Source organism: Pedococcus sp. NPDC057267, assembly GCF_042668795.1.
Lineage (GTDB): Bacteria > Actinomycetota > Actinomycetes > Actinomycetales > Dermatophilaceae > Pedococcus.
This window is the reverse complement of the sequence record NZ_JBHUYG010000036.1, coordinates 17,836-37,431: the sequence shown is the minus strand read 5'-3', so window position 1 is coordinate 37,431 and position 19,596 is coordinate 17,836. Positions and strand designations below refer to the sequence as shown.

At 74.3% G+C, this 19,596-nt stretch carries 19 protein-coding genes and 1 rRNA gene; all 20 read left to right on the top strand.

The window, feature by feature from the left end; all coding sequences use genetic code 11:
- A 5S ribosomal RNA gene (gene rrf, locus ACFUC1_RS09900) occupies nt 1-85 on the top strand; the annotation flags it as partial.
- 120 nt (nt 86-205) lie between these two features.
- On the top strand, nt 206-1,324 hold the full coding sequence (locus tag ACFUC1_RS09895; protein WP_379119158.1) for a tetratricopeptide repeat protein: 1,119 nt from the start codon (nt 206-208) through the stop codon (nt 1,322-1,324).
- Nucleotides 1,325-2,338, top strand: a complete 1,014-nt coding sequence (locus ACFUC1_RS09890; RefSeq protein WP_379119157.1) for an HAD-IIA family hydrolase — start codon at nt 1,325-1,327, stop codon at nt 2,336-2,338.
- A 49-nt stretch (nt 2,339-2,387) separates the two neighbouring features.
- The gene (locus tag ACFUC1_RS09885; protein ID WP_379119155.1) at nt 2,388-3,287 is read left to right on the top strand and encodes a hypothetical protein; all 900 of its coding nucleotides are present in this window, start codon (nt 2,388-2,390) and stop codon (nt 3,285-3,287) included.
- Entirely contained in the window at nt 3,284-3,547 is a 264-nt protein-coding gene (locus tag ACFUC1_RS09880) for a hypothetical protein (protein ID WP_379119153.1), read from the top strand. Before ACFUC1_RS09885 ends, ACFUC1_RS09880 begins: the two co-directional genes overlap by 4 nt.
- Nucleotides 3,544-4,350, top strand: a complete 807-nt coding sequence (locus ACFUC1_RS09875; RefSeq protein ID WP_379119151.1) for a TlyA family RNA methyltransferase — start codon at nt 3,544-3,546, stop codon at nt 4,348-4,350. Before ACFUC1_RS09880 ends, ACFUC1_RS09875 begins: the two co-directional genes overlap by 4 nt.
- A 16-nt stretch (nt 4,351-4,366) precedes the next feature.
- Nucleotides 4,367-5,395 (top strand): NAD kinase, encoded by a 1,029-nt coding sequence (locus ACFUC1_RS09870; RefSeq protein ID WP_379119149.1) that lies wholly within the window; start codon nt 4,367-4,369, stop codon nt 5,393-5,395.
- Nucleotides 5,396-5,526: 131 nt separating this feature from the next.
- Nucleotides 5,527-7,245, top strand: coding sequence for a DNA repair protein RecN (recN, locus tag ACFUC1_RS09865; RefSeq protein ID WP_379119147.1), 1,719 nt, complete (start codon nt 5,527-5,529; stop codon nt 7,243-7,245).
- Between the two features lie 86 nt (nt 7,246-7,331).
- Nucleotides 7,332-8,516 (top strand): putative cytokinetic ring protein SteA, encoded by a 1,185-nt coding sequence (gene steA / locus ACFUC1_RS09860; RefSeq protein ID WP_379119145.1) that lies wholly within the window; start codon nt 7,332-7,334, stop codon nt 8,514-8,516.
- Nucleotides 8,513-9,451: a copper transporter gene (locus ACFUC1_RS09855; RefSeq protein WP_379119142.1), complete on the top strand. Its 939-nt coding sequence runs from the start codon at nt 8,513-8,515 to the stop codon at nt 9,449-9,451. The genes steA and ACFUC1_RS09855 overlap by 4 nt, the downstream gene beginning before the upstream one ends.
- Nucleotides 9,452-9,457: 6 nt before the next feature.
- Nucleotides 9,458-10,333, top strand: a complete 876-nt coding sequence (locus ACFUC1_RS09850; RefSeq protein ID WP_379119140.1) for a hypothetical protein — start codon at nt 9,458-9,460, stop codon at nt 10,331-10,333.
- A complete protein-coding gene (murJ, locus tag ACFUC1_RS09845; protein ID WP_379119138.1) occupies nt 10,330-12,009 on the top strand; it encodes a murein biosynthesis integral membrane protein MurJ in 1,680 nt (559 codons plus the stop codon). The genes ACFUC1_RS09850 and murJ overlap by 4 nt, the downstream gene beginning before the upstream one ends.
- Entirely contained in the window at nt 12,006-13,118 is a 1,113-nt protein-coding gene (locus tag ACFUC1_RS09840) for a glycosyltransferase family 4 protein (RefSeq protein ID WP_379119136.1), read from the top strand. Before murJ ends, ACFUC1_RS09840 begins: the two co-directional genes overlap by 4 nt.
- 11 nt (nt 13,119-13,129) lie before the next feature.
- Entirely contained in the window at nt 13,130-14,836 is a 1,707-nt protein-coding gene (locus ACFUC1_RS09835) for a CTP synthase (RefSeq protein ID WP_379119134.1), read from the top strand.
- A 3-nt stretch (nt 14,837-14,839) separates the two neighbouring features.
- Nucleotides 14,840-15,475: an NUDIX domain-containing protein gene (locus ACFUC1_RS09830; protein WP_379119133.1), complete on the top strand. Its 636-nt coding sequence runs from the start codon at nt 14,840-14,842 to the stop codon at nt 15,473-15,475.
- A gap of 97 nt (nt 15,476-15,572) precedes the next feature.
- Nucleotides 15,573-16,292 carry a VOC family protein gene (locus tag ACFUC1_RS09825; RefSeq protein ID WP_379119131.1) on the top strand — a complete coding sequence of 240 codons (720 nt, stop codon included), beginning with the start codon at nt 15,573-15,575 and terminating at the stop codon, nt 16,290-16,292.
- Nucleotides 16,289-16,696 (top strand): YchJ family protein, encoded by a 408-nt coding sequence (locus ACFUC1_RS09820; RefSeq protein ID WP_379119129.1) that lies wholly within the window; start codon nt 16,289-16,291, stop codon nt 16,694-16,696. Before ACFUC1_RS09825 ends, ACFUC1_RS09820 begins: the two co-directional genes overlap by 4 nt.
- Before the next feature lie 129 nt (nt 16,697-16,825).
- Complete coding sequence (aspS, locus tag ACFUC1_RS09815; RefSeq protein ID WP_379119127.1) at nt 16,826-18,655, top strand: aspartate--tRNA ligase; 1,830 nt, start codon at nt 16,826-16,828, stop codon at nt 18,653-18,655.
- Entirely contained in the window at nt 18,655-19,110 is a 456-nt protein-coding gene (locus tag ACFUC1_RS09810) for a helix-turn-helix domain-containing protein (RefSeq protein ID WP_379119125.1), read from the top strand. The genes aspS and ACFUC1_RS09810 overlap by 1 nt, the downstream gene beginning before the upstream one ends.
- A gap of 9 nt (nt 19,111-19,119) precedes the next feature.
- Entirely contained in the window at nt 19,120-19,548 is a 429-nt protein-coding gene (locus ACFUC1_RS09805; protein ID WP_379119123.1) for a VOC family protein, read from the top strand.
- The last annotated feature ends 48 nt before the right edge of the window (nt 19,549-19,596 follow it).

Below are 19,596 nucleotides of genomic sequence, written 5' to 3'. Positions count from 1 at the left end.
TCCCATTCCGAACCCGGAAGCTAAGCCCTTCAGCGCCGATGGTACTGCACTGGTGACGGTGTGGGAGAGTAGGACGCAGCCGAACATACTTTGTCAAAAGGGCCACCCAACACGGGTGGCCTTTTTGCATTCACCGGGCCCCGCGGCGCGATGCCGCGGGCCTCCGTAGACTGCCGACCGACCCGCACCACCGAGGAGTGTTCCCGTGTCCGAAGACCAGAACGGCCGCCGTGGCCAGAGCAGCCGTCCGTCGTCCGGTGGCGGGCCCCGCGGTGCCGGCGGCCAGGGCGGCAGTCGAGGTTCATACGGCGGCCGTGGTGGCTCGTCGGGCGCTGCGCGTGGTGGCTCGTCCGGTCGTGGCGGTGCAGCCGGTGCTGGCGGTCGTGGCGGCTCGTCCGGCGGTGGTCGTGGCGGCTCGTCCGGCGGTGGATGGGGCGGGTCCTCTGACGGGCGGCGTGGTCCGCGCGACGACTCCCGCGGCGGGCCCGGTGCCCGCCGGGGGCGTGACGACCGCGGCGGCCAGGGCCGCGAGCGTGGCGCCGGCACGTTCGACAACTCCGAGCGTCGCGGGGGACCGCGCCTGGCGCCGAAGAAGCCGAAGCTGCCCGAGCCCCGGATCGCCGAGGGCGTGACGGGCAAGGAGCTCGACCGTTCGGTGCACCAGCAGCTGCGGACCCTCAGCAAGGAGAACGCCGAAGGCGTCGCGCAGCACCTCGTCATGGTGGCGGCGCTGCTCGAGGCCGAGGACCTCGAGGGTGCCGAGGCGCACGCCGAGACGGCGGTGCGCAGGGCCGGACGGGTGCCTGCGGCACGCGAGGCCCTGGGCATGGTCGCCTACCGCAAGGGGGAGTGGGCTCGTGCGCTCAGCGAGTTCCGCACGGTGCGGCGGCTGAGCGGCTCCTCCCACCTCCTGCCCCTCATGGTCGACTGCGAGCGAGGGCTGGGGCGGCCCGAGCGCGCGCTCGAGCTGGCTTCGTCGCCCGAGGCCAAGACGCTGGCGGTCGAGGACCGTGTCGAGCTGGCGATCGTCGTGTCGGGCATCCGGCGCGACCTCGGTCAGCCCGACGCCGCCCGGCTGGCGCTCGAGATCCCGCAGCTTCGGGGGTCCTCGCGCAAGCCGTACGCCGCCCGCCTGTCCTACGCGTACGCCGACGCGCTCCTCGCCCTGGGCCGGTCCGAGGAGGCCAGGGACTGGTTCGCCAAGGCCGTGGCCGCGGACGACGAGCTAGAGACCGACGCCGCCGACCGCCTCGCCGAGCTCGACGGGGTCGTCCTCACCGACCTGCTCGAGGGCGAGGACGACGACGACGAGGTGCAGTCCTAGGTGTCGGGTCTCGTCGACCACTACTCCGGGGTCGTCTGCGACCTCGACGGCGTCGTCTACCGGGGCCCGGAAGCCGTCGACCACGCGGTCGAGGCCCTGTCCGCCCTCCCGGTGCCCGTCGTCTATGCGACGAACAACGCCTCGCGGCCCCCGGAGGAGGTGGCCGCGCACCTGACCGATCTGGGCCTGCACGTCACCGGGCGCGACGTCGCGACGAGCGCCCAGGCGGGCGCCGCCGAGCTGCTCGAGCACCTGCCGGCCGGCTCAGCCGTTCTGGCCGTCGGCGGTGACGGCGTGCGGGAGGCACTGCGCGACAAAGGGTTCCGGGTCGTGGACCCGAAGACTGCCGGGGCGGACCCGGGCCTGCGCCTCGGTGGCGTGCTGCAGGGGTACGGCGCGTCCGTGACCGCCTCAGACCTGAGCGAGGCGACGTATGCCGTGGCCGCCGGCGCGGTCTGGGTGGCCACGAACACCGATGAGACGTTGCCCACCCACCGCGGCACCGCCCCCGGGAACGGGATGCTCGTCGCCGCTGTCCGGCGTGCGGTGGGGCGTGACCCGATCGTCGTCGGCAAGCCGTACGCGCCGCTGTACGCCCTGTGCGCGAGCCGGCTGGACCTGTCCCCCCGCTCGCTGCTCGCGGTGGGGGACCGGTTGGAGACCGACATCGCCGGCGCGTCCGCTGCCGGCCTCGACTCGGTGTTCGTCCTGACCGGGGTCGACTCGGTGCGCACCCTCGCCCGCGCGCCCCACGACCAGCGACCGACCTACCTGCTGCCCGACCTGCGCGAGCTCAGCGAGGTCTACTTGGGAGCCGAGACCGACTACACGTGGTGGGTGTGCGGCGGCGACCGGCGACGGGTCGCCGACGGTGCATGGGACGTGGCCGCCCAGGGCACCCCGATCGAGGCGGCGCGCGCGGGCATCGCCTGCCTCCACGAGGCCCTGGACGACGACGAGATCGACCTCGCGACAGCCGACCGGCTCGCCGCAGAGCTGGACGAGTGGCAGTAGCGTGGCCCCGACGGGCGACGACCGCCCGATCCCCGGCGGGAGGACCACGATGGCATTCGAATCCGTACGCAGCTACGTACAGCTCGCCAGCGGGCTCGGCGAGATGACCAAGGCGCGAGCCCTCGAGGCAGCGCAGGGGCTCCTGGCCCTGCCGGGGGCGGACGAGGTCACGCGCCGAGCGGTGCAGGCCTCGACCCTCGCCGACCAGCTCCTCGAGGCCGCGAAGGCCAACCGTGACAACCTCGTCGCGCTGGTGCAGTCGGAGGTCGAGGCAGCGCTCAAGCGCGCCGACGTGGCGCGCCTGGCGGACGTCGAGGCCGCTCGGACCTCGCTCGCTGCCGTCACCCGCGAGCTCGCGGACCTGCGCTCCACCGTCCTGGCCGCGGGGGTGTCGGCCGTCAGCACGGCGTCGCGCACCCCGCTCGGGACCTTGGCCCGTCCGGCCACCGGTGCCGTGAGCACCCGGGCCCCCCACGTGGCGGAGGAGGCGGCGGACCGTCTCGGCCTCGCGGGGGCCGGCGAGGCCGTTGCCGCGGCGACGTCGGCCGGCAGTGCGCCCACCCGCGCCGGCGCCTCCGGGGTGGTGGCGAGCAGGGCAACCGCGAAGAAGTCCGCGGCGAAGAAGTCGACGGCGGCGAAGAAGTCCGTGGCGAAGAAGTCCGTGGCGAAGAAGTCGTCGGCGGCGAAGTCCGCGGCGTCGACCCCCACCACGACGTCCCCGACGGCGAACGAGGGGTCGGCGCGCTCCGCCACGAGGACGGCAGCTCCCTCCGCAGCGAAGAAGTCCGCAGCGAAGAAGTCGACGGCAGCGAAGAAGTCGATGGCGGCGAAGAAATCGTCGGCGAAGAAGACGTCAGCACAGAAGTCGACGACCAGCACGAACACGAGCAGCACTAACACCAGCAGCACGTCGGCCGCCGGGTCGACGGCGACGAAGGCGACCACGTGAGCGAGACCCCCAGCAGCCCGCAGACCCACGAAGCCAGCCCCGCGGGCGACCAGGCGGACTCCCGTGAGGACGGCACCCGCGAGGATGTTGGCTCCCCGGCCACGGGCACCGGCGACCGGGTGACCGGCGACATCGTCATCGACTCGGCGCTGCAGGACCTGCGTGACGCCCCGGCCGACGACCTCGACGCGCAGATCGAGGCCGGCCGCCGGGTGCACCGCACCCTGCAGGGCCGCCTGTCCGACCTCGGCGGCGAGTGACCGGGTCCGCCCGGCTCGACGTCGAGCTCGTCCGCCGCGGGCTGGCCCGCTCGCGCGGGCACGCCCGCAGCCTCGTCGAGGACGGCCTCGTCACGGTCGACGGCCACCGTGCGACGAAGCCGTCGTCCCCGACCACCGAGGACCAACAGGTCGACGTGCGGGCCGAGGGCCCGCGCTGGGTCGGCCGCGCGGCATACAAGCTCGTCGGTGCGCTCGAGGAGTTCGGGCCCCGAGGGCTGGAGGTGACGGGCCGCCGGTGCCTCGACGTGGGGGCGTCCACCGGAGGGTTCACCCAGGTGCTGCTGCACCACGGGGCCGCCCATGTCGTCGCGCTCGACGTGGGCCACGACCAGCTGGTGCCCGAGGTGGCGCGCGACCCACGGGTGACCGAGCGCTCCGGCACCACCGTGCGCGGGCTCGGCCCCCACGACATCGGGGGACCGGTCGACGTGCTGGTGGCGGACCTGAGCTTCATCTCGCTGACCCTCGTCCTGCCCGAGCTGCGGTCGCTGCTGCGCGACGACGGGGACGCGGTGGTGCTGGTCAAGCCCCAGTTCGAGGTGGGGCGCAGCCGCCTGGGCAAGGGCGGGATCGTCCGCGCCCAGGGCGACCGCGCGTGGGCGGTCACCGAGGTCGCCCGGGCGGCGATCGAGGCCGGGCTGCACCCCAAGGGCCTCGCCGCCAGCCCTGTCGTGGGCACGGAGGGCAACGCCGAGTACCTCCTGTGGCTGACCCCCCGCGCCGCGGAGTCGATGGGATGGCAGGCTCTGGTGAGGGCCGCCGACGAGGTGAGCGCCCCGTGAGCGCGAAGGGAGCCCCGTGAGCACCGGAGACAACCGCAGGATCCTGCTGGTCGCCCACCCGCGCCGGCAGGAGGCCACGGCCGTCGCCCTCGGGGTGGTCGACCGCCTGCACGACGCCGGGATCGGCGTGGTCATGGCCCGCGAGGAGTCCGACGCACTCGGCCTCTCCTCGCACCACGGCGTCACCGTCGCCGAGGGTGGCAACCCGGCGCGCGGGTGCGAGCTCGTCTGCGTCCTCGGTGGAGACGGGACGATCCTGCGCGGTGCCGAGGTCTCGCGTGGCAGCGGTGCGCCACTGCTCGGGGTGAACCTCGGCCACGTGGGCTTCCTCGCCGAGGCCGAGCGTGAGGACATCTCCGCCACCGTGGAGCACATCGTGCGACGTGCCTACACCGTCGAGGAGCGGATGACCCTCGACGTCACCGCCCACGTCGACGGCGCCCCCGTCTACAGCAGCTGGGCGCTGAACGAGGTCACCGTCGAGAAGGCGAACCGCGAGCGGATGCTCGAGGTCGTCGCCGAGATCGACGGCCGCCCGCTGACGACCTGGGGCTGCGACGGGGTCGTCGTCGCGACGCCGACCGGCTCCACGGCCTACGCCTTCTCCGCCGGGGGACCGGTCGTGTGGCCGGACGTCGAGGCGCTCCTGCTGGTGCCGATCAGCGCGCACGCGCTGTTCGCCCGGCCGCTCGTCGTGGGCCCGAACTCCCACCTGGCGCTCGAGGTGGTGCAGGACACCCTCGGCACGGGGGCCCTGTGGTGTGACGGGCGCCGAGCGGTGGACCTGCCGGCCGGGGCGCGGATCGAGGCCGTCCGCTCCGCGACGCCGGTGCGGCTGGCGCGGCTGAGCACCTCGCCGTTCACCGACCGCCTCGTGGCGAAGTTCGACCTGTCCATCCACGGCTGGCGCGGCGAGGCCCGGCGCGAGGCCCGGCGGAGCAAGGAGCAGCGGAGCGGGGAGCACGGGGACGGCGGCGGGATCGTGCCGCCGGTCGGCTCCAGCACCTCGGTGCCGACGGGCGCCGCGCCCCCACCGATGGCCTAGCCAGGGCCGCCGCCGCGGCGTGGTCCGTGACTCCGCCGCGCGCGTGGTCCGTGACCCCGCCGCGTGCGTGGTCCGCGACGACACCGCACGCCTGGGCCACGTCGTCGCCGCTGCGTGAGAGGCTGTGCCCCGTGCTCCAGGAACTGCGGATCCAGCGACTCGGTGTCATCGACGACGCCGTCCTGGACCTGCACCCCGGGCTCAACGTCGTCACGGGGGAGACCGGCGCCGGCAAGACCATGGTCGTGACGGGTCTCGGCCTGCTGCTCGGGGCTCGCTCCGACGCCGGGCTCGTGCGGTCCGGCGAGGCCAACGCCGTCGTCGAGGGGCTCGTCGACGTGCCCGTGGACCACCCGGCGGCCGTGCGCGCCGCCGAGGCCGGGGCCGACGTGTCCGACGGCCTGGTGCTGGTCCGGTCCGTGAGCGCCGAGGGGCGGTCCCGGGCGCACGTGGGCGGGCGCAGCGCACCCGTGGGTGTGCTCGCGGAGGTCGGGGAGCACCTCGTGGCCGTGCACGGCCAGGCCGACCAGTGGCGGCTGCGCCAGAGCGACCAGCACCGGGCGGTGCTCGACACCTTCGGCGGCGCCGCCGTGCGCGCGGCCCTGGAGGCCTACACCGCGGTCTACGACGAGCACGAGGCCGCCGGGCGCGAGCTCGCCGAGCTGCGCCAGCAGGGGCGCGAGCGGGCGCAGGAGATCGAGGTCCTCGAGCACGGCCTCGCCCAGCTCGAGCAGCTCGACCCGCAGCCCGGGGAGGACGCCGACCTGCGCGTCGAGGACGAGCGCCTCAGCCACGCCGAGGGCCTGCGCACCGCGTCCGCCCTGGCCCTCGTGCACCTCGCCGGGGACGAGGAGTATGCCGCGGAGCCCGTGCCGAACGCGATGGCCGCGGTGGCTGCCGCGCGGCAGGCCCTGGCGGGGGAGGTCGAGCACGACCCGGCCCTGCGGGAGCTGGACCGCCGGCTCGCGGAGGTGGGCTACCTCGTGGGCGACCTCGCCGCCGACCTCAGCTCGTACGTCACCGACGTCGACGTCGACCCCGGCCGCCTGGCCTTCGTCCAGCAGCGCCGGGCCGACCTCACCGCCCTCACCCGCAAGTACGGCGACACCATCGACGACGTGCTGGAGTGGGGCCGCACCGCCGCCCGCCGTCTGGACACGCTGCTCGGGTCCGACTCCCGCATCGAGGAGCTCGAGCAGCTCGTGGGGGAGCTCGCTGCCCGTCGCGAGGCCGCGGCGACGGCCCTCACGGATGCCCGCACCGAGGCCGCCGCGGCCCTGGCCGAGGCGGTCACCGCCGAGCTCGCCCACCTGGCCATGGGCTCGGCCACCATCGAGGTCCGGGTGTCGCCGCGCGCGGCCGGACCGGCGCGCCACGGTGCCGACGACGTCGAGGTGATGCTCGCGGCCAACCCCGGAGCACCCGCCCGCACGGTCGCCAAGGCCGCCTCCGGCGGTGAGCTGTCGCGGGTCATGCTCGCCCTCGAGGTCGTCACCGGCGCGTCCGGCGGTGCCGACGTCCCCACCTTCGTCTTCGACGAGGTTGACGCGGGCGTCGGTGGCGCGGCCGCCCTCGACGTCGGCGCGCGGCTCGCCGCGCTCGCCCGTCACGCGCAGGTCGTGGTCGTGACCCACCTGCCGCAGGTCGCGGCATACGCGGACCGCCACCTCGTCGTGCGCAAGGCCAACGACGGCCACATCACCTCCAGCGGCGTGCACGCAGTCGAGGGGGAGGAGCGGCTCCGCGAGCTGGCCCGGATGATGGCCGGCGTCGACACCGGGACCTCCCTCGAGCACGCGCGCGAGCTGGTCGAGCAGACCACCCTGCGACGGGCCGCGGCCACGAGCTGACCCCGTCCGGGCGAACGCGAGACACCCCACATCGCCCGCGTGGGGCGCACGGCCGGCCGCTCCCACCATGGGAGGATGGACGAACGATGCCACTGAAGATCCCACGCCAGCGCGCCCGCGTCCCCGACAGCCCGGGGGTCCGCGGGCCGGTCCGCGTCGACGCCCGCACCAAGAACCTCACCAAGCGCCTGAGGCCCGGCGAGATCGCGGTCATCGACCACCAGGACATCGACAAGGTCAGTGCCGAGGCGCTGCTCGCGTGCCGCCCGGCCGCGGTCGTCAACGCCTCGCCGTCGATCAGCGGCCGCTACCCCAACCTCGGCCCCGAGATCCTCGTCGAGGCCGGCATCCCGCTCGTCGACAACGTCGGTCGCGACGTCATGCACGACCTGCACGAGGGCCAGCAGGTCCGCATCGAGGGCGGGGAGGTCTGGGTCGAGGACACCGTCGTCGCCCGCGGCCAGGCCTTCGACGAGGAGCTCGTGCAGGCCGCCATGACCGAGGCCCGCGCGGGGCTCGCCGTGCAGCTCGAGGCGTTCGCCGCGAACACCATGGAGTACCTGCGCCGGGAGCGTGAGCTGCTGCTCGACGGCGTCGGCGTCCCGGACATCACCACCGCCCTCGACGGCAGGCACGCGCTCATCGTCGTCCGCGGGTACCACTACAAGGAGGACCTCAAGACCCTCCGCAGCTACATCCGCGAGTACCGGCCGGTCCTCGTCGGCGTCGACGGGGGAGCCGACGCCCTCATCGAGGAGGGCCTCAAGCCCGACATGATCGTCGGCGACATGGACTCGGTGTCCGACGCAGCACTGCGCTGCGGGGCAGAGATCGTCGTCCACGCCTACCGGGACGGCAACGCTCCCGGGCTCGAGCGCGTGCGCCGGCTCGGCGTCGAGCCGGTGGTCTTCCCCGCGACCGGCACGAGCGAGGACGTCGCGATGCTGCTCGCCGACGACAAGGGCGCCGAGCTCATCGTCGCCGTCGGCACGCACGCCACGCTCGTGGAGTTCCTCGACAAGGGCCGCAGCGGCATGGCGAGCACGTTCCTCACCCGGCTGCGCGTGGGGGGCAAGCTCGTCGACGCCAAGGGCGTGAGCCGGCTCTACCGCTCGCGGATCTCCAACCTCACCCTCATCTTCATGCTCCTCGTGGGCCTGAGCGCGCTGTTCGCCGCGCTGTGGTCCACGACCGGCGGCCGGGCCCTGCTCCAGGTGCTCGCGGCCCGCTGGGATGACCTCTGGTCCTTCGTCGTAGGAACTGTCACGTGATCGACTTCCGCTACCACCTCGTCTCCATCGTCTCGATCTTCCTGGCCCTCGCCGTGGGAATCGTGCTCGGTGCCGGCCCCCTCAAGGAGGACCTGGGCAACACCCTGACGTCGGAGGTGAAGAACCTGCGCACCGACAAGGCCGCGCTGCGGACCGAGCTCGACGCCGCCGACAAGGCCGCCAAGGCGCGCGACGACTTCACCGAGGCGAGCAACCGCAGCCTGCTGGCGGGCCGGCTCACCGACACCACCGTCAGCGTGGTCGTGCTGCCAGGCGCCGACCAGGGCGTCGTGAAGGCGACGAGCGCGACGCTCGCCGCCGCCGGCGCGAAGATCGGGTCGACCGTCACCGTGCAGGACGCGTGGCTCGACCCGGACAAGGCCACCTTCCGGGCGACGCTCGGCTCGAACCTCGCCAGCGGGGTGGGCGTGCCGGTCGACGAGGGCGGTTCCGACGTCATCAACGCCGTCCTCGCCCGGTCGGTGCTGACCAAGGCGGGCTCGACCTCGCAGGGGGCCCGGGCGACCCTGGAGTCGCTGCGCACAGGTGAGCTGGTCAAGTACTCCGGCACCGTCGTCCCGTCCACGGTCGCGGTGGTCGTGGGCGGCCCGGTGGCCGGCAACAGCGCCGACGACCGCACCGCCCGCGCGACGGCCCTCGCCAAGCTCGCGGGGGCGCTGGACGACGCCGGCGCCGGCGCCGTCCTCGTGGCCCCGACCCTCGACCCCAAGGCCACGAACGCCGCCTCGGTGGTGACGACCGCCCGCGCGGACGGCGACCTCGCCAAGCAGCTGTCGACGGTCGACGACGTCGACCTGCCGATGGGCCAGGCGAGCGTCGTCTTCGGCCTGCTGGAGCAGGAGGCGGGCCGCGCCGGGCAGTACGGCCTGGCCGCCGACGCCGCCGCCGCGTTCCCGCAGCTGGCCACCAAGTAGGCAGCCGTGCGCGCCCCCGTGCCCGGACTGGTCCCCGGTCTCGTCGCCGGCGTCGCCGGGGCGCTGGCCCTGCGGGCGCTGCGCTCCGCGCCGCCCGGCGGGACGGTTCGCTGGGAGCGGACGAACCACGCCGGGCGACGGGTGACTCTCCTCGAGGGTCCCGCGTATGCCGTCGGCGCGGCTGCCGGCGCCGCGCTGCTCGGCGGCGGGGCGGGGCCGGTCCTGGCGACGACCTCCGCGGCCGCCCTTGGCGCGCTCGACGACCTCGCCGGCGACTCCAGCAGCAAGGGCCTCCGGGGCCACCTCGGCGCCCTGGCGCGCGGACAGGTCACCACCGGCGCGGTCAAGGTGCTGGGGCTCGGCCTCACCGGGCTGGCCAGCGCCGCCCTGGTGGACCGCGCGGCACGGGCCAACAGAGGGTCGCACCGCGAACTGCCGGACGGCGGACAACGGGACGGCGGACGGCGGGACCACCCCGGCGCACTCGACACGCTCGTGGGCGGAGCGGTCGTCGCCGGCACGGCGAACCTGCTCAACCTGCTCGACCTGCGACCCGGCCGCGCCCTCAAGGTCACGCTGGCGCTCGGGGCCGTGGCGGCGACCAGCCCGCGGTCGGCAGTGGCCGGGGGCGCGGCCGCAGGCGCCGCGGTCGGGCTGCTGCGTCCCGACCTGGCGGGGGAGTCGATGCTCGGCGACACGGGTGCGAACGCCGCCGGGGCGCTGCTGGGCACCGCGCTGGTGCAGGGTGCCGGACCTCGCGGGCGCTGGGCCGTCCTCGCCGTCCTGGTGGGGCTCACCCTCGCCTCGGAGAAGGTGTCGTTCACCAAGGTCATCGAGTCGACACCCGTCCTGCGCGAGCTGGACGCCCTGGGGCGCCCGTGACCGCGACGTCCGTCGGGACCTCCATCGCGCGTGCCGCCGGCATCATCGCCGTCGCGACGCTGCTGAGCCGGGTCGCCGGCTTCGCCCGGACGCTGGTGTTCTCCCGCAACGTCGGCACGACCAGCGTCGGCGACGTCTACCAGACCATCAACCTCGTCCCCAACGTCGTCTACGAGGTCGCAGCCGGGGGCGTGCTCGCCGCGGTCGCCGTGCCGCTCATCGCCGGGCAGCTGGGGCTCGGCCGGGAGCGGGAGGCGGACGAGACCGCCTCGGCGCTGCTGTCGTGGGCGGTCGTGGTGCTGCTGCCGCTCAGCCTGCTGCTCGCGCTCGTGTCCCCGTGGCTGAGCCGCGCCCTCCTGGGGTCCGACGCCACCGGCCCCGAGGCGACCCTGGGGCGGCACATGCTCGTGCTGTTCGCGCCCCAGGTCCTGCTCTACGGCGTCGGCATCGTGCTGAGCGGCGTGCTGCAGGCCCGCCGCCGGTTCCTCGCGGCGGCGCTCGCCCCGCTGTTGTCCAGCCTCGTCGTCATCGCGTCCTACCTCACCTACGGCCAGCTGGTCGACCGCTCGGCGACCACCGCGTCCACCGTGTCCGACAGTGCCGTGTGGGTCCTCGCCGGCGGCACCACGCTCGGCGTCGTGGTGCTCAGCCTGCCGCTGCTCGTCCCGACCCTGCGGGCGGGCGTGCGGCTGCGTCCCACCCTGCGCTTCCCCGACGGGGCGGCGCGCCGGGCCCGCTCGCTCGCCGGCGCCGGCGTCGTCGCGCTCCTGGCCCAGCAGGGTGCGGTGCTGGCCACCCTCTGGGTCACCCACCACCGCACGCACGCCGTCGGGGCGGTCAACGTCTACTCCTACGTCCAGGCCGTCTACCTGCTCCCGTATGCCGTGCTCGCAGTCCCCATCGCGACATCGGCCTTCCCTGCCCTGGCCCACACGGCCGCGGCCGAGTCCGCCGACGCCGGGCTCCTGCCGGGCACGTCCGCGCGCGACACGCTCGCCCGCAGCCTCCGGGGGATCCTGGTGCTCGTGTCCGGTGCCGCGGCGGTGCTCATGGCGGTCGCGCAGCCGGTCGGGGAGTTCTTCCACTCGATCGACCCCGGCGCCCGCGGGGCGACGCCGGGCACGAGGGGGTCGGGCGCGGAGGCGCTGGCCGCCCTCCCCGGCGCGCTCTCGGCATACGCACCGGGGGTGGTGGGGTTCGCCGTGGCCGCCCTGCTCACCCGCGCCCTGTACGTCCGCGGCCGCCCGCTCTACGCGGCGCTGGCGGTCGCCGCCGGCTGGGCCGTCACTGCCCTCGGCCCCGTCGCCCTGCTGCCGGAGGGCTCCAGCGCCGCGTCCACGCTGGGGGTGCTCGGCGTCTCCTCGACGGTCGGCATGACGCTGTCCGCCGCCGTGCTGGCCCTGTTGGTGCGACAGGCGTGGGGCCCGGAGGCGCTGGCCGGCAGCGGCCGGACGCTGGGCTCTGCGGTCGTCGCCGTGGCGGTGGGGTTCGGCGTCGGTGACGCCGTGGCGCGGTCGATGCAGCCGCAGGGCGTCGCTGCCTCCCTCGCGGTCGGCGTGGCCGTGGCGTTCCTGACCGGCCTGTCGTACCTCCTCGTGATGGCGGCGGGGGACCGGCGCTCGGTGCAGGCACTGCGGGAGCAGGGCCGTCGCCGTCGCCGCGGAGGGGCTGCGTGAGGGTCGTCCAGCTGCTCGGTCGCAGCACCGGTGGCATCGGCACCCACGTCGTCGAGCTCAGCCGGGACCTGCGGGCCGTGGGCGACGACGTCGTGGTGGTCACCGACGGCCTGACCGCGAGCACGTTCGGACTGTCCGACGCGCTCGTGGCGTGGCCCGGGGGCGACGGGGGCCTTGCCGGAGCAGTGCGGTCGCTGCGCACGATCCGGCGCGCCGCCGCCTCCGCCGACGTCCTGCACGCCCACGGCCACCAGGCCGGCCTCGTCGCTGTCGTGGCGACGGTGGGGCTGCGGACGCCGGTGGTCGTGAGCCAGCACAACGCCGTCCTCGCGGGCGGCTGGCGGCGCCGGGTGCTCGACCTCGCCCAGCGCGTCGTGGCCCGTCGCGCCGACCTCGTGACGGGGGCGAGCAGCGACCTCGTCGACGAGGCCCGCCGACTGGGGGCGCGCGACTCCCGGCTGGCGCCCGTGCCGTCGCCGCGGGTGCCGGCCCTGTCGTCCACGCCGCCCCCCGACGACCCGGAGCGCCGGGCGCTGGCGCGGGAGCTGTTGCGCGACAACGGCATCGACGCGCCGGACGGTGCGCGGCTGGTGCTGACCATCGCCCGCATCGCCCCGCAGAAGGACCTCGACACGCTCGTCGAGGCGACTCGTGCGTTCGTCCCGCACACCGTGTGGGTGGTCGTCGGCGGTGGCGACGAGGCCCTGCTCGCCCGCCTCTCGCAGGCGGCCGGCCGAGACGGCCTGCCCGTCCACTTCGTGGGTCCGCAGGCGGAGCCGGAGCGGTGGCTCCGTGCCGCCGACGTGTTCGTCCTCACGTCGCGCTGGGAGGCACGGGCCCTGGTCGTCCAGGAGGCGATGGCGGCGGGCGTGCCCGTCGTCGCCACCGACACCGGCGGCCTGCGCGACCTCGTCGCGGGGGCCGGCACGCTCGTGCCGGTCGGTGACCCCGAGTCCGTCGCGCGAGCGGTCACGGCATACCTGCAGGACCCGGGGGCGCGCCTCGCCGCGGCGGACGCGGGCCGCCGACGGGCCGCATCGTGGGACGACGGCGAGCAGACGGCGCGTCGCTGGCACGAGTGGTACCGAGGCGTGCTCCGGATGACGTAGGCTTGAACCCCGTGGTGGAGCAGACGAAACACATCTTCGTGACCGGGGGCGTTGCCTCTTCGCTCGGCAAGGGGCTCACCGCCTCGAGCCTCGGACATCTGCTCCGGGCCCGCGGTCTGCGGGTCACCATGCAGAAGCTGGACCCCTACCTCAACGTCGACCCCGGGACGATGAACCCGTTCCAGCACGGTGAGGTGTTCGTCACCGACGACGGGGCCGAGACCGACCTGGACATCGGCCACTACGAGCGCTTCCTCGACGTTCCGCTCGTCGGCAAGGCGAACGTCACGACCGGCCAGGTCTACAGCGACGTCATCGCCAAGGAGCGTCGTGGCGAGTACCTCGGCGACACGGTCCAGGTGATCCCGCACATCACCAACGAGATCAAGGCCCGCATGCGCGCCCAGGCCGCGGGCAGCGAGGGCGTCAGCAGGGCCGACGCGCCCGACGTCATCATCACCGAGATCGGTGGCACCGTCGGCGACATCGAGTCCCTGCCGTTCCTCGAGGCCGCCCGCCAGGTGCGCCACGACGTGGGTCGCGACAACGTCTTCTTCCTGCACGTCTCGCTGGTGCCGTACCTCGCGCCCAGCGGCGAGCTCAAGACCAAGCCGACCCAGCACTCGGTCGCAGCCCTGCGCCAGGTCGGCATCCAGCCCGACGGGCTCGTCCTGCGGGCCGACCGCGAGATCCCCGAGGGCATCAAGCGCAAGATCTCGCTCATGTGCGACGTCGACACCGAGGCGTGCGCCGCGGCCGTCGACGCGCCGAGCATCTACGACATCCCGAAGGTCCTGCACAAGGAAGCCCTGGACGCGTACGTCATCCGTCGTCTGGGCCTGCCGTTCCGGGACGTCGACTGGCACGACTGGGACGAGCTGCTGCGCCGCGTGCACAACCCGGAGCACGAGGTCGAGATCGCCCTCGTCGGCAAGTACATCGACCTGCCGGACGCCTACCTCTCCGTCACCGAGGCGCTGCGCGCCGGCGGCTTCCACCACGACGCGAAGGTCGCGATCCGCTGGGTGGCCAGTGACGAGTGCCAGACCGAGCTCGGGGCCCAGAAGGCGCTCGGCGGGGTCGACGCGGTGCTGGTCCCCGGCGGCTTCGGCGTGCGCGGCATCGAGGGCAAGGTCGGTGCGCTGCGCTGGGCCCGCGAGCGCCAGGTGCCGACCCTGGGCATCTGCCTCGGCCTGCAGTGCATGGTGATCGAGTACGCCCGCAACGTCGCCGGCATCGAGGGCGCGAGCTCGACCGAGTTCGACCCGCAGACCCCGGCCCCGGTCATCGCGACCATGGAGGAGCAGAAGGCGTTCGTCGAGGGCGCCGGCGACCTGGGCGGCACCATGCGTCTCGGCGCGCAGGAGGCCAAGCTGCTCGACGGCTCGATCGTCGCCGAGGCGTACGGCTCGACGACCGCCACGGAGCGCCACCGCCACCGCTACGAGGTCAACAACGAGTACCTCGACCGGCTGCGCGAGGCCGGCCTGGTGATCAGCGGCACCCACCCCGAGTGGGGCCTCGTGGAGTTCGTCGAGCTCGACCGCTCGGAGCACCCCTACTACGTGGCGACCCAGGCGCACCCCGAGTTCAAGTCGCGTCCGCACCGCGCGCACCCGCTCTTCGCGGGGCTCGTGGGTGCGGCTCTCGACGCGCAGCGCGCCTCGCGGCTGGTCGAGGTCGAGCGGCCCAGGGTCGCCGCCGACGCGAACGCCTGACCCGTGGCGGAGGAGCTCGCCGACCGGTTCGAGGGCCGTCCCGTCGTCTCCACCGAGGTGGCGATGCACGGGCTCGTGTGGGACGTCGTGCGCGACCGGGTGGACCTCGGCGAGGCCGGGGAGGTCACCCGCGAGTACGTGCGCCACCCCGGCGCCGTCGCCGTCGCCGCGCTCGACGAGCAGGGCCGGATCTGCCTGATCCAGCAGTACCGGCACCCCGTGCGCGCCTTCGAGTGGGAGGTCCCTGCGGGGCTGCTCGACGTCGACGGCGAGGCGCCGCACCTCGCCGCCGCCCGGGAGCTGCACGAGGAGGCCGACCTCACCGCCGCGACGTGGAACGTCCTCGTCGACTACGTCAGCTCCCCCGGGGGCCTCGACGAGGGCCTGCGCATCTTCCTCGCCCGCGACCTCGCGGAGGTGCCGCACGCCGAGCGGCACGACCGCGACGGCGAGGAGCTGGGTATGCCGGTGCGCTGGGTCGCGCTCGAGGACGTCCGTGACGCGGTCCTGGCCGGGCGCGTGCACAACGCGACCCTGGCCATCGCCGCCCTGGCGGTGCTCGCCGCCCGTGACCTCGACTGGTCGACCCTGCGCCCGGCAGACGCCCCCTGGCCCGGGCACCCGCACCTGCGCGGCTGAGCCCGTCTGCGGGCGCCGGGCGACGCGACCGGGCACGGCGGCAGACGGCGGAACAGCTCGACGTGCTCCGGTGCGCTGGACCCGTAGGCTCGGGCGCATGTTCCTCGAGAACGTCGTCGTCGACTCCGCAGACCCTGGCCGCCTGGGCCGGTTCTGGGAGCGCGCGCTCGGCGCCACGACCCTGACCGACGAGCCCGAGGGCTACGAGACCCGCCTGGCCGTCGAGGATGGTCCCGTGCTCGACCTGTGCTTCCAGCGCGTCGAGCACCCGTCGAGTGCCGCGCCGCGGCTGCACCTCGACCTGTTCGGCGGACCGGACCGGGACGCCGTCGTCGAGCGGCTCCTCGCCCTCGGGGCCTCGCACGCCGACATCGGACAGGGCGACGTGCCCTGGGTGGTGCTGGCCGACCCCGAGGGGCACCCGTTCTGCGTCCTCGAGGCTCGTCCGGCCTACCGCGACACCGGCCCCGTGGCCGCGATCCCGGTGCTGGGCGGCGACCCGGAGCGGGTTGCCGCGTTCTGGTCCGAGCTGAGCGGCTGGCAGCGGTACGACGGTGTCGAGCCGGTGTCGCTGCGCCACCCCAGCGGTCGCGGCCTCGTGCTCGAGTTCTTCCCCGAGGACGAGCCGAAGCGGGACAAGAACGGGATGCACCTCGACCTGCGGCTCGAGGCCGTGGACGACCGGGACGCGGTGTTCGCCCGCGTCGAGGAGCTCGGCGCCCGCAGGCTCGAGCACGACTGGGGCGACCTGCCCTGGACCAGCTTCACCGACCCGGCCGGCAACGAGTTCTGCATCCTCCCCGCGAGCACCACGTGAGCGCGTTCGGGGCCGCGGCCGCTGCACCGGACGAGTGCCCCTGCGGCAGCGGGCATCCCTACGCCGCCTGCTGCGCGCTCCTCCACCGAGGCGAGCGCGAGGCCGCGACCGCCGTGGAGCTGATGCGCTCGAGGTATGCCGCGTACGCCGTGGGCGACGAGGCATACCTCCTGCGCACGTGGCACCCCCGGACCCGGCCGGCCGACCTCGGGCTCGGCCAGGCGGGGACACCCCGCTGGCTCGGGCTGAGCATCCTCGCGACGGCGGACGGCAACGAGGGGGACTCGGTGGGTGAGGTCGAGTTCGAGGCCCGGCACGTCGGCGGGGTGCTGCGCGAGCGCAGCGCCTTCACCCGACGGGCCGGTCACTGGGTCTACGTCGACGGGACGGTCGAGCAGGCCTGAGCGGGTGGGCTGGCGCGCCGTCCGGGCGCGGCAAACCGGTTCGTCGACCGCGCCGGCCGGTCCGTAGGATGGGCGGGTTGCCGGGCCGCCCCGGCAGACGAACCCCCGGCCCCGATCGAAGGACTCCTCGTGCTCCGCACCCATGAGGCCGGCACCCTGCGTGCCGACCACTCCGGCCAGACCGTCACCCTCACGGGCTGGGTGGCCCGGCGGCGCGATCACGGCGGAGTGGCCTTCCTCGACCTGCGCGACGCCAGCGGTGTCGCCCAGGTGGTCGCGCGCGACGAGGTCCTCGCCCAGGGCGGCGCCCACGACCTGCGCAACGAGTACTGCGTCCGCGTCGTCGGCGAGGTGCGCACGCGCCCCGAGGGCAACGCCAACCCCGACCTGCCCACGGGCGAGATCGAGGTCCTGGCAGGCACCATCGAGGTGCTCAACCCCAGCGCCCCGCTGCCGTTCCAGATCGACGAGCGCGTGACCGTCGGCGAGGAGGCGCGCCTCAAGCACCGCTACCTCGACCTGCGCCGCCCCGGTGCGTCGTCCGCGGGTTCGGCCATCCGTCTGCGCTCGAAGGTCAATGCCGCCGCCCGCAAGGTCCTGGGGGAGCGCGACTTCGTCGAGATCGAGACCCCCACGCTGACCCGGTCGACGCCGGAGGGTGCTCGCGACTTCCTCGTGCCGGCCCGCCTGGCGCCCGGCTCCTGGTACGCCCTCCCGCAGAGCCCGCAGCTGTTCAAGCAGCTGCTCATGGTCGCCGGGATGGAGCGGTACTACCAGATCGCCCGCTGCTACCGCGACGAGGACTTCCGCGCCGACCGCCAGCCCGAGTTCACCCAGCTCGACATCGAGATGTCGTTCGTCGAGCAGGACGACGTCCTCGAGCTCGGCGAGGCCGTCGTCAAGGAGGTCTGGAAGCTCATCGGCGTCGACCTGCCCACGCCGTTCGAGCGCATGACGTATGCCGAGGCGATGGCCCGGTTCGGCTCGGACAAGCCCGACCTGCGGTTCGGCAACGAGCTCGTCGACTGCACCGAGTACTTCAAGGACACCCCGTTCCGGGTCTTCCAGGCCGAGTACGTCGGCGCGGTCGTCATGCCCGGCGGCGCGTCGCAGCCGCGCAAGCAGCTCGACGCCTGGCAGGACTGGGCCAAGAGCCGCGGTGCGCGCGGCCTGGCCTACGTCCTCGTCCAGGAGGACGGCACCCTCGGCGGCCCGGTGGCCAAGAACCTCACCGATGCCGAGCGCGACGGCCTCGCCGCCCACGTGGGCGCCCAGCCGGGCGACTGCGTCTTCTTCGGTGCCGGCTCGGCGCGGTCCAGCCGGGCGCTGCTCGGCGCGGCCCGCCTCGAGATCGGCCGGCGCTGCGGGCTCATCGACGAGGACGCCTGGTCGTTCCTCTGGGTCGTCGACGCCCCGCTGTTCGAGCCCTCCTCGGAGGCCGTGGCCGCCGGCGACGTCGCCGTGGGCGCCGGCGCGTGGACCGCGGTGCACCACGCGTTCACCTCGCCCAAGAAGGAGTTCGAGGACACCTTCGACACCGACCCCGGGCCGGCCCTCGCCTACGCGTACGACATGGTCTGCAACGGCAACGAGATCGGCGGTGGCTCGATCCGTATCCACCGCCGCGACGTGCAGGAGCGGGTCTTCAAGGTCATGGGCCTGTCCCAGGAGGACGCCCAGGAGAAGTTCGGCTTCCTGCTCGACGCCTTCCAGTACGGCGCCCCGCCGCACGGCGGCATCGCCTTCGGCTGGGACCGCATCGTCTCGCTGCTCGCGCACACCGAGTCGATCCGCGACGTCATCGCGTTCCCCAAGTCCGGCGGCGGCTACGACCCGCTCACCGCTGCGCCGGCGCCCATCACGCCCGAGCAGCGCAAGGAGGCCGGCGTCGACGCCAAGCCGGCCGACAAGGCCCCCGCGCCCCAGGGCGCCGACGAGGTCAACCCGAAGCAGAGCTGATGGACCGCGCGCCCGGCGACGTGCTCGTGCACCTGCGCCGGGCGCGCGACCACGCCGACCGCCACTACACCGAGCCGATCGGTCTCGACGAGCTGGCGGCGGTCGCCGGGCTGAGCAAGTACCACTTCCTGCGGCTCTTCCGGTCGGCCTACGGCCGCACGCCCGCGGCATACCTCAGCGAACGGCGGGTCGAGCGCGCGCAGGACCTGCTGCGCGCCACCAACCTCACCGTGACCGAGGTGTGCCACGCCGTCGGGTTCAGCAGCCTCGGCTCGTTCAGCAGCCGGTTCCGGGCTGTGGTGGGGGAGAGCCCCAGCGAGTTCCAGCGCCGGTATGCCGCTGGCGCGCCGCACATCCCCGGCTGCTACGTCTTCATGTGGGGCCTCGTCGAGCGGAGCCCCGACCCGGCGACGTCCGCAATCGAGGAGAAGCAGCCGGGGCGGCACGACTCCTAGGCTCGCCGCATGATCACGAACATCAGCATCGTCAGCGTCTTCGTCAAGGACGTCGACGAGTCCAAGAGGTTCTACACGGACGTCCTGGGCTTCGAGGAGAAGGACGACATCACCCTCGGCGAGGGCTACCGGTGGTGCACGGTGGTCCACCCCAGCCAGCCCGAGCTGCAGGTCCACCTCGCCGTGCCGGGTCCGCCGCTGGCGCCCGAGCTGGTCGAGGCCATCCGCCGGTCGCAGGACCAGGGCGGCATGAGCGGCGTCGGGCTGAACGTGGACGACTGCCAGAAGACCTACGAGGAGCTCACGGCCAAGGGGGTCGGGTTCCTGCAGCCGCCGTCGCAGCGGCCGTACGGCACCGAGGCGCTGTGCCGGGACAACTCGGGGAACTGGCTCGTCCTCGTCGAGCCCAGCGAGTACACGGCCGCCGACTTCGCCTGAGTGCGCCCGTGGTGCTCGCGCCGGTGGCCCGGGGCCGGACGCGACGGT

What these genes read in the sequence shown, in the direction of transcription:
- ACFUC1_RS09885 (WP_379119155.1), top strand. Translation starts at nt 2,388, where the DNA reads ATGGCATTCGAATCCGTACGCAGCTACGTACAGCTCGCCAGCGGGCTC.
- steA (WP_379119145.1), top strand. Translation starts at nt 7,332, where the DNA reads ATGCCACTGAAGATCCCACGCCAGCGCGCCCGCGTCCCCGACAGCCCG.
- ACFUC1_RS09825 (WP_379119131.1), top strand. Translation starts at nt 15,573, where the DNA reads ATGTTCCTCGAGAACGTCGTCGTCGACTCCGCAGACCCTGGCCGCCTG.
- ACFUC1_RS09810 (WP_379119125.1), top strand. Translation starts at nt 18,655, where the DNA reads ATGGACCGCGCGCCCGGCGACGTGCTCGTGCACCTGCGCCGGGCGCGC.
- ACFUC1_RS09805 (WP_379119123.1), top strand. Translation starts at nt 19,120, where the DNA reads ATGATCACGAACATCAGCATCGTCAGCGTCTTCGTCAAGGACGTCGAC.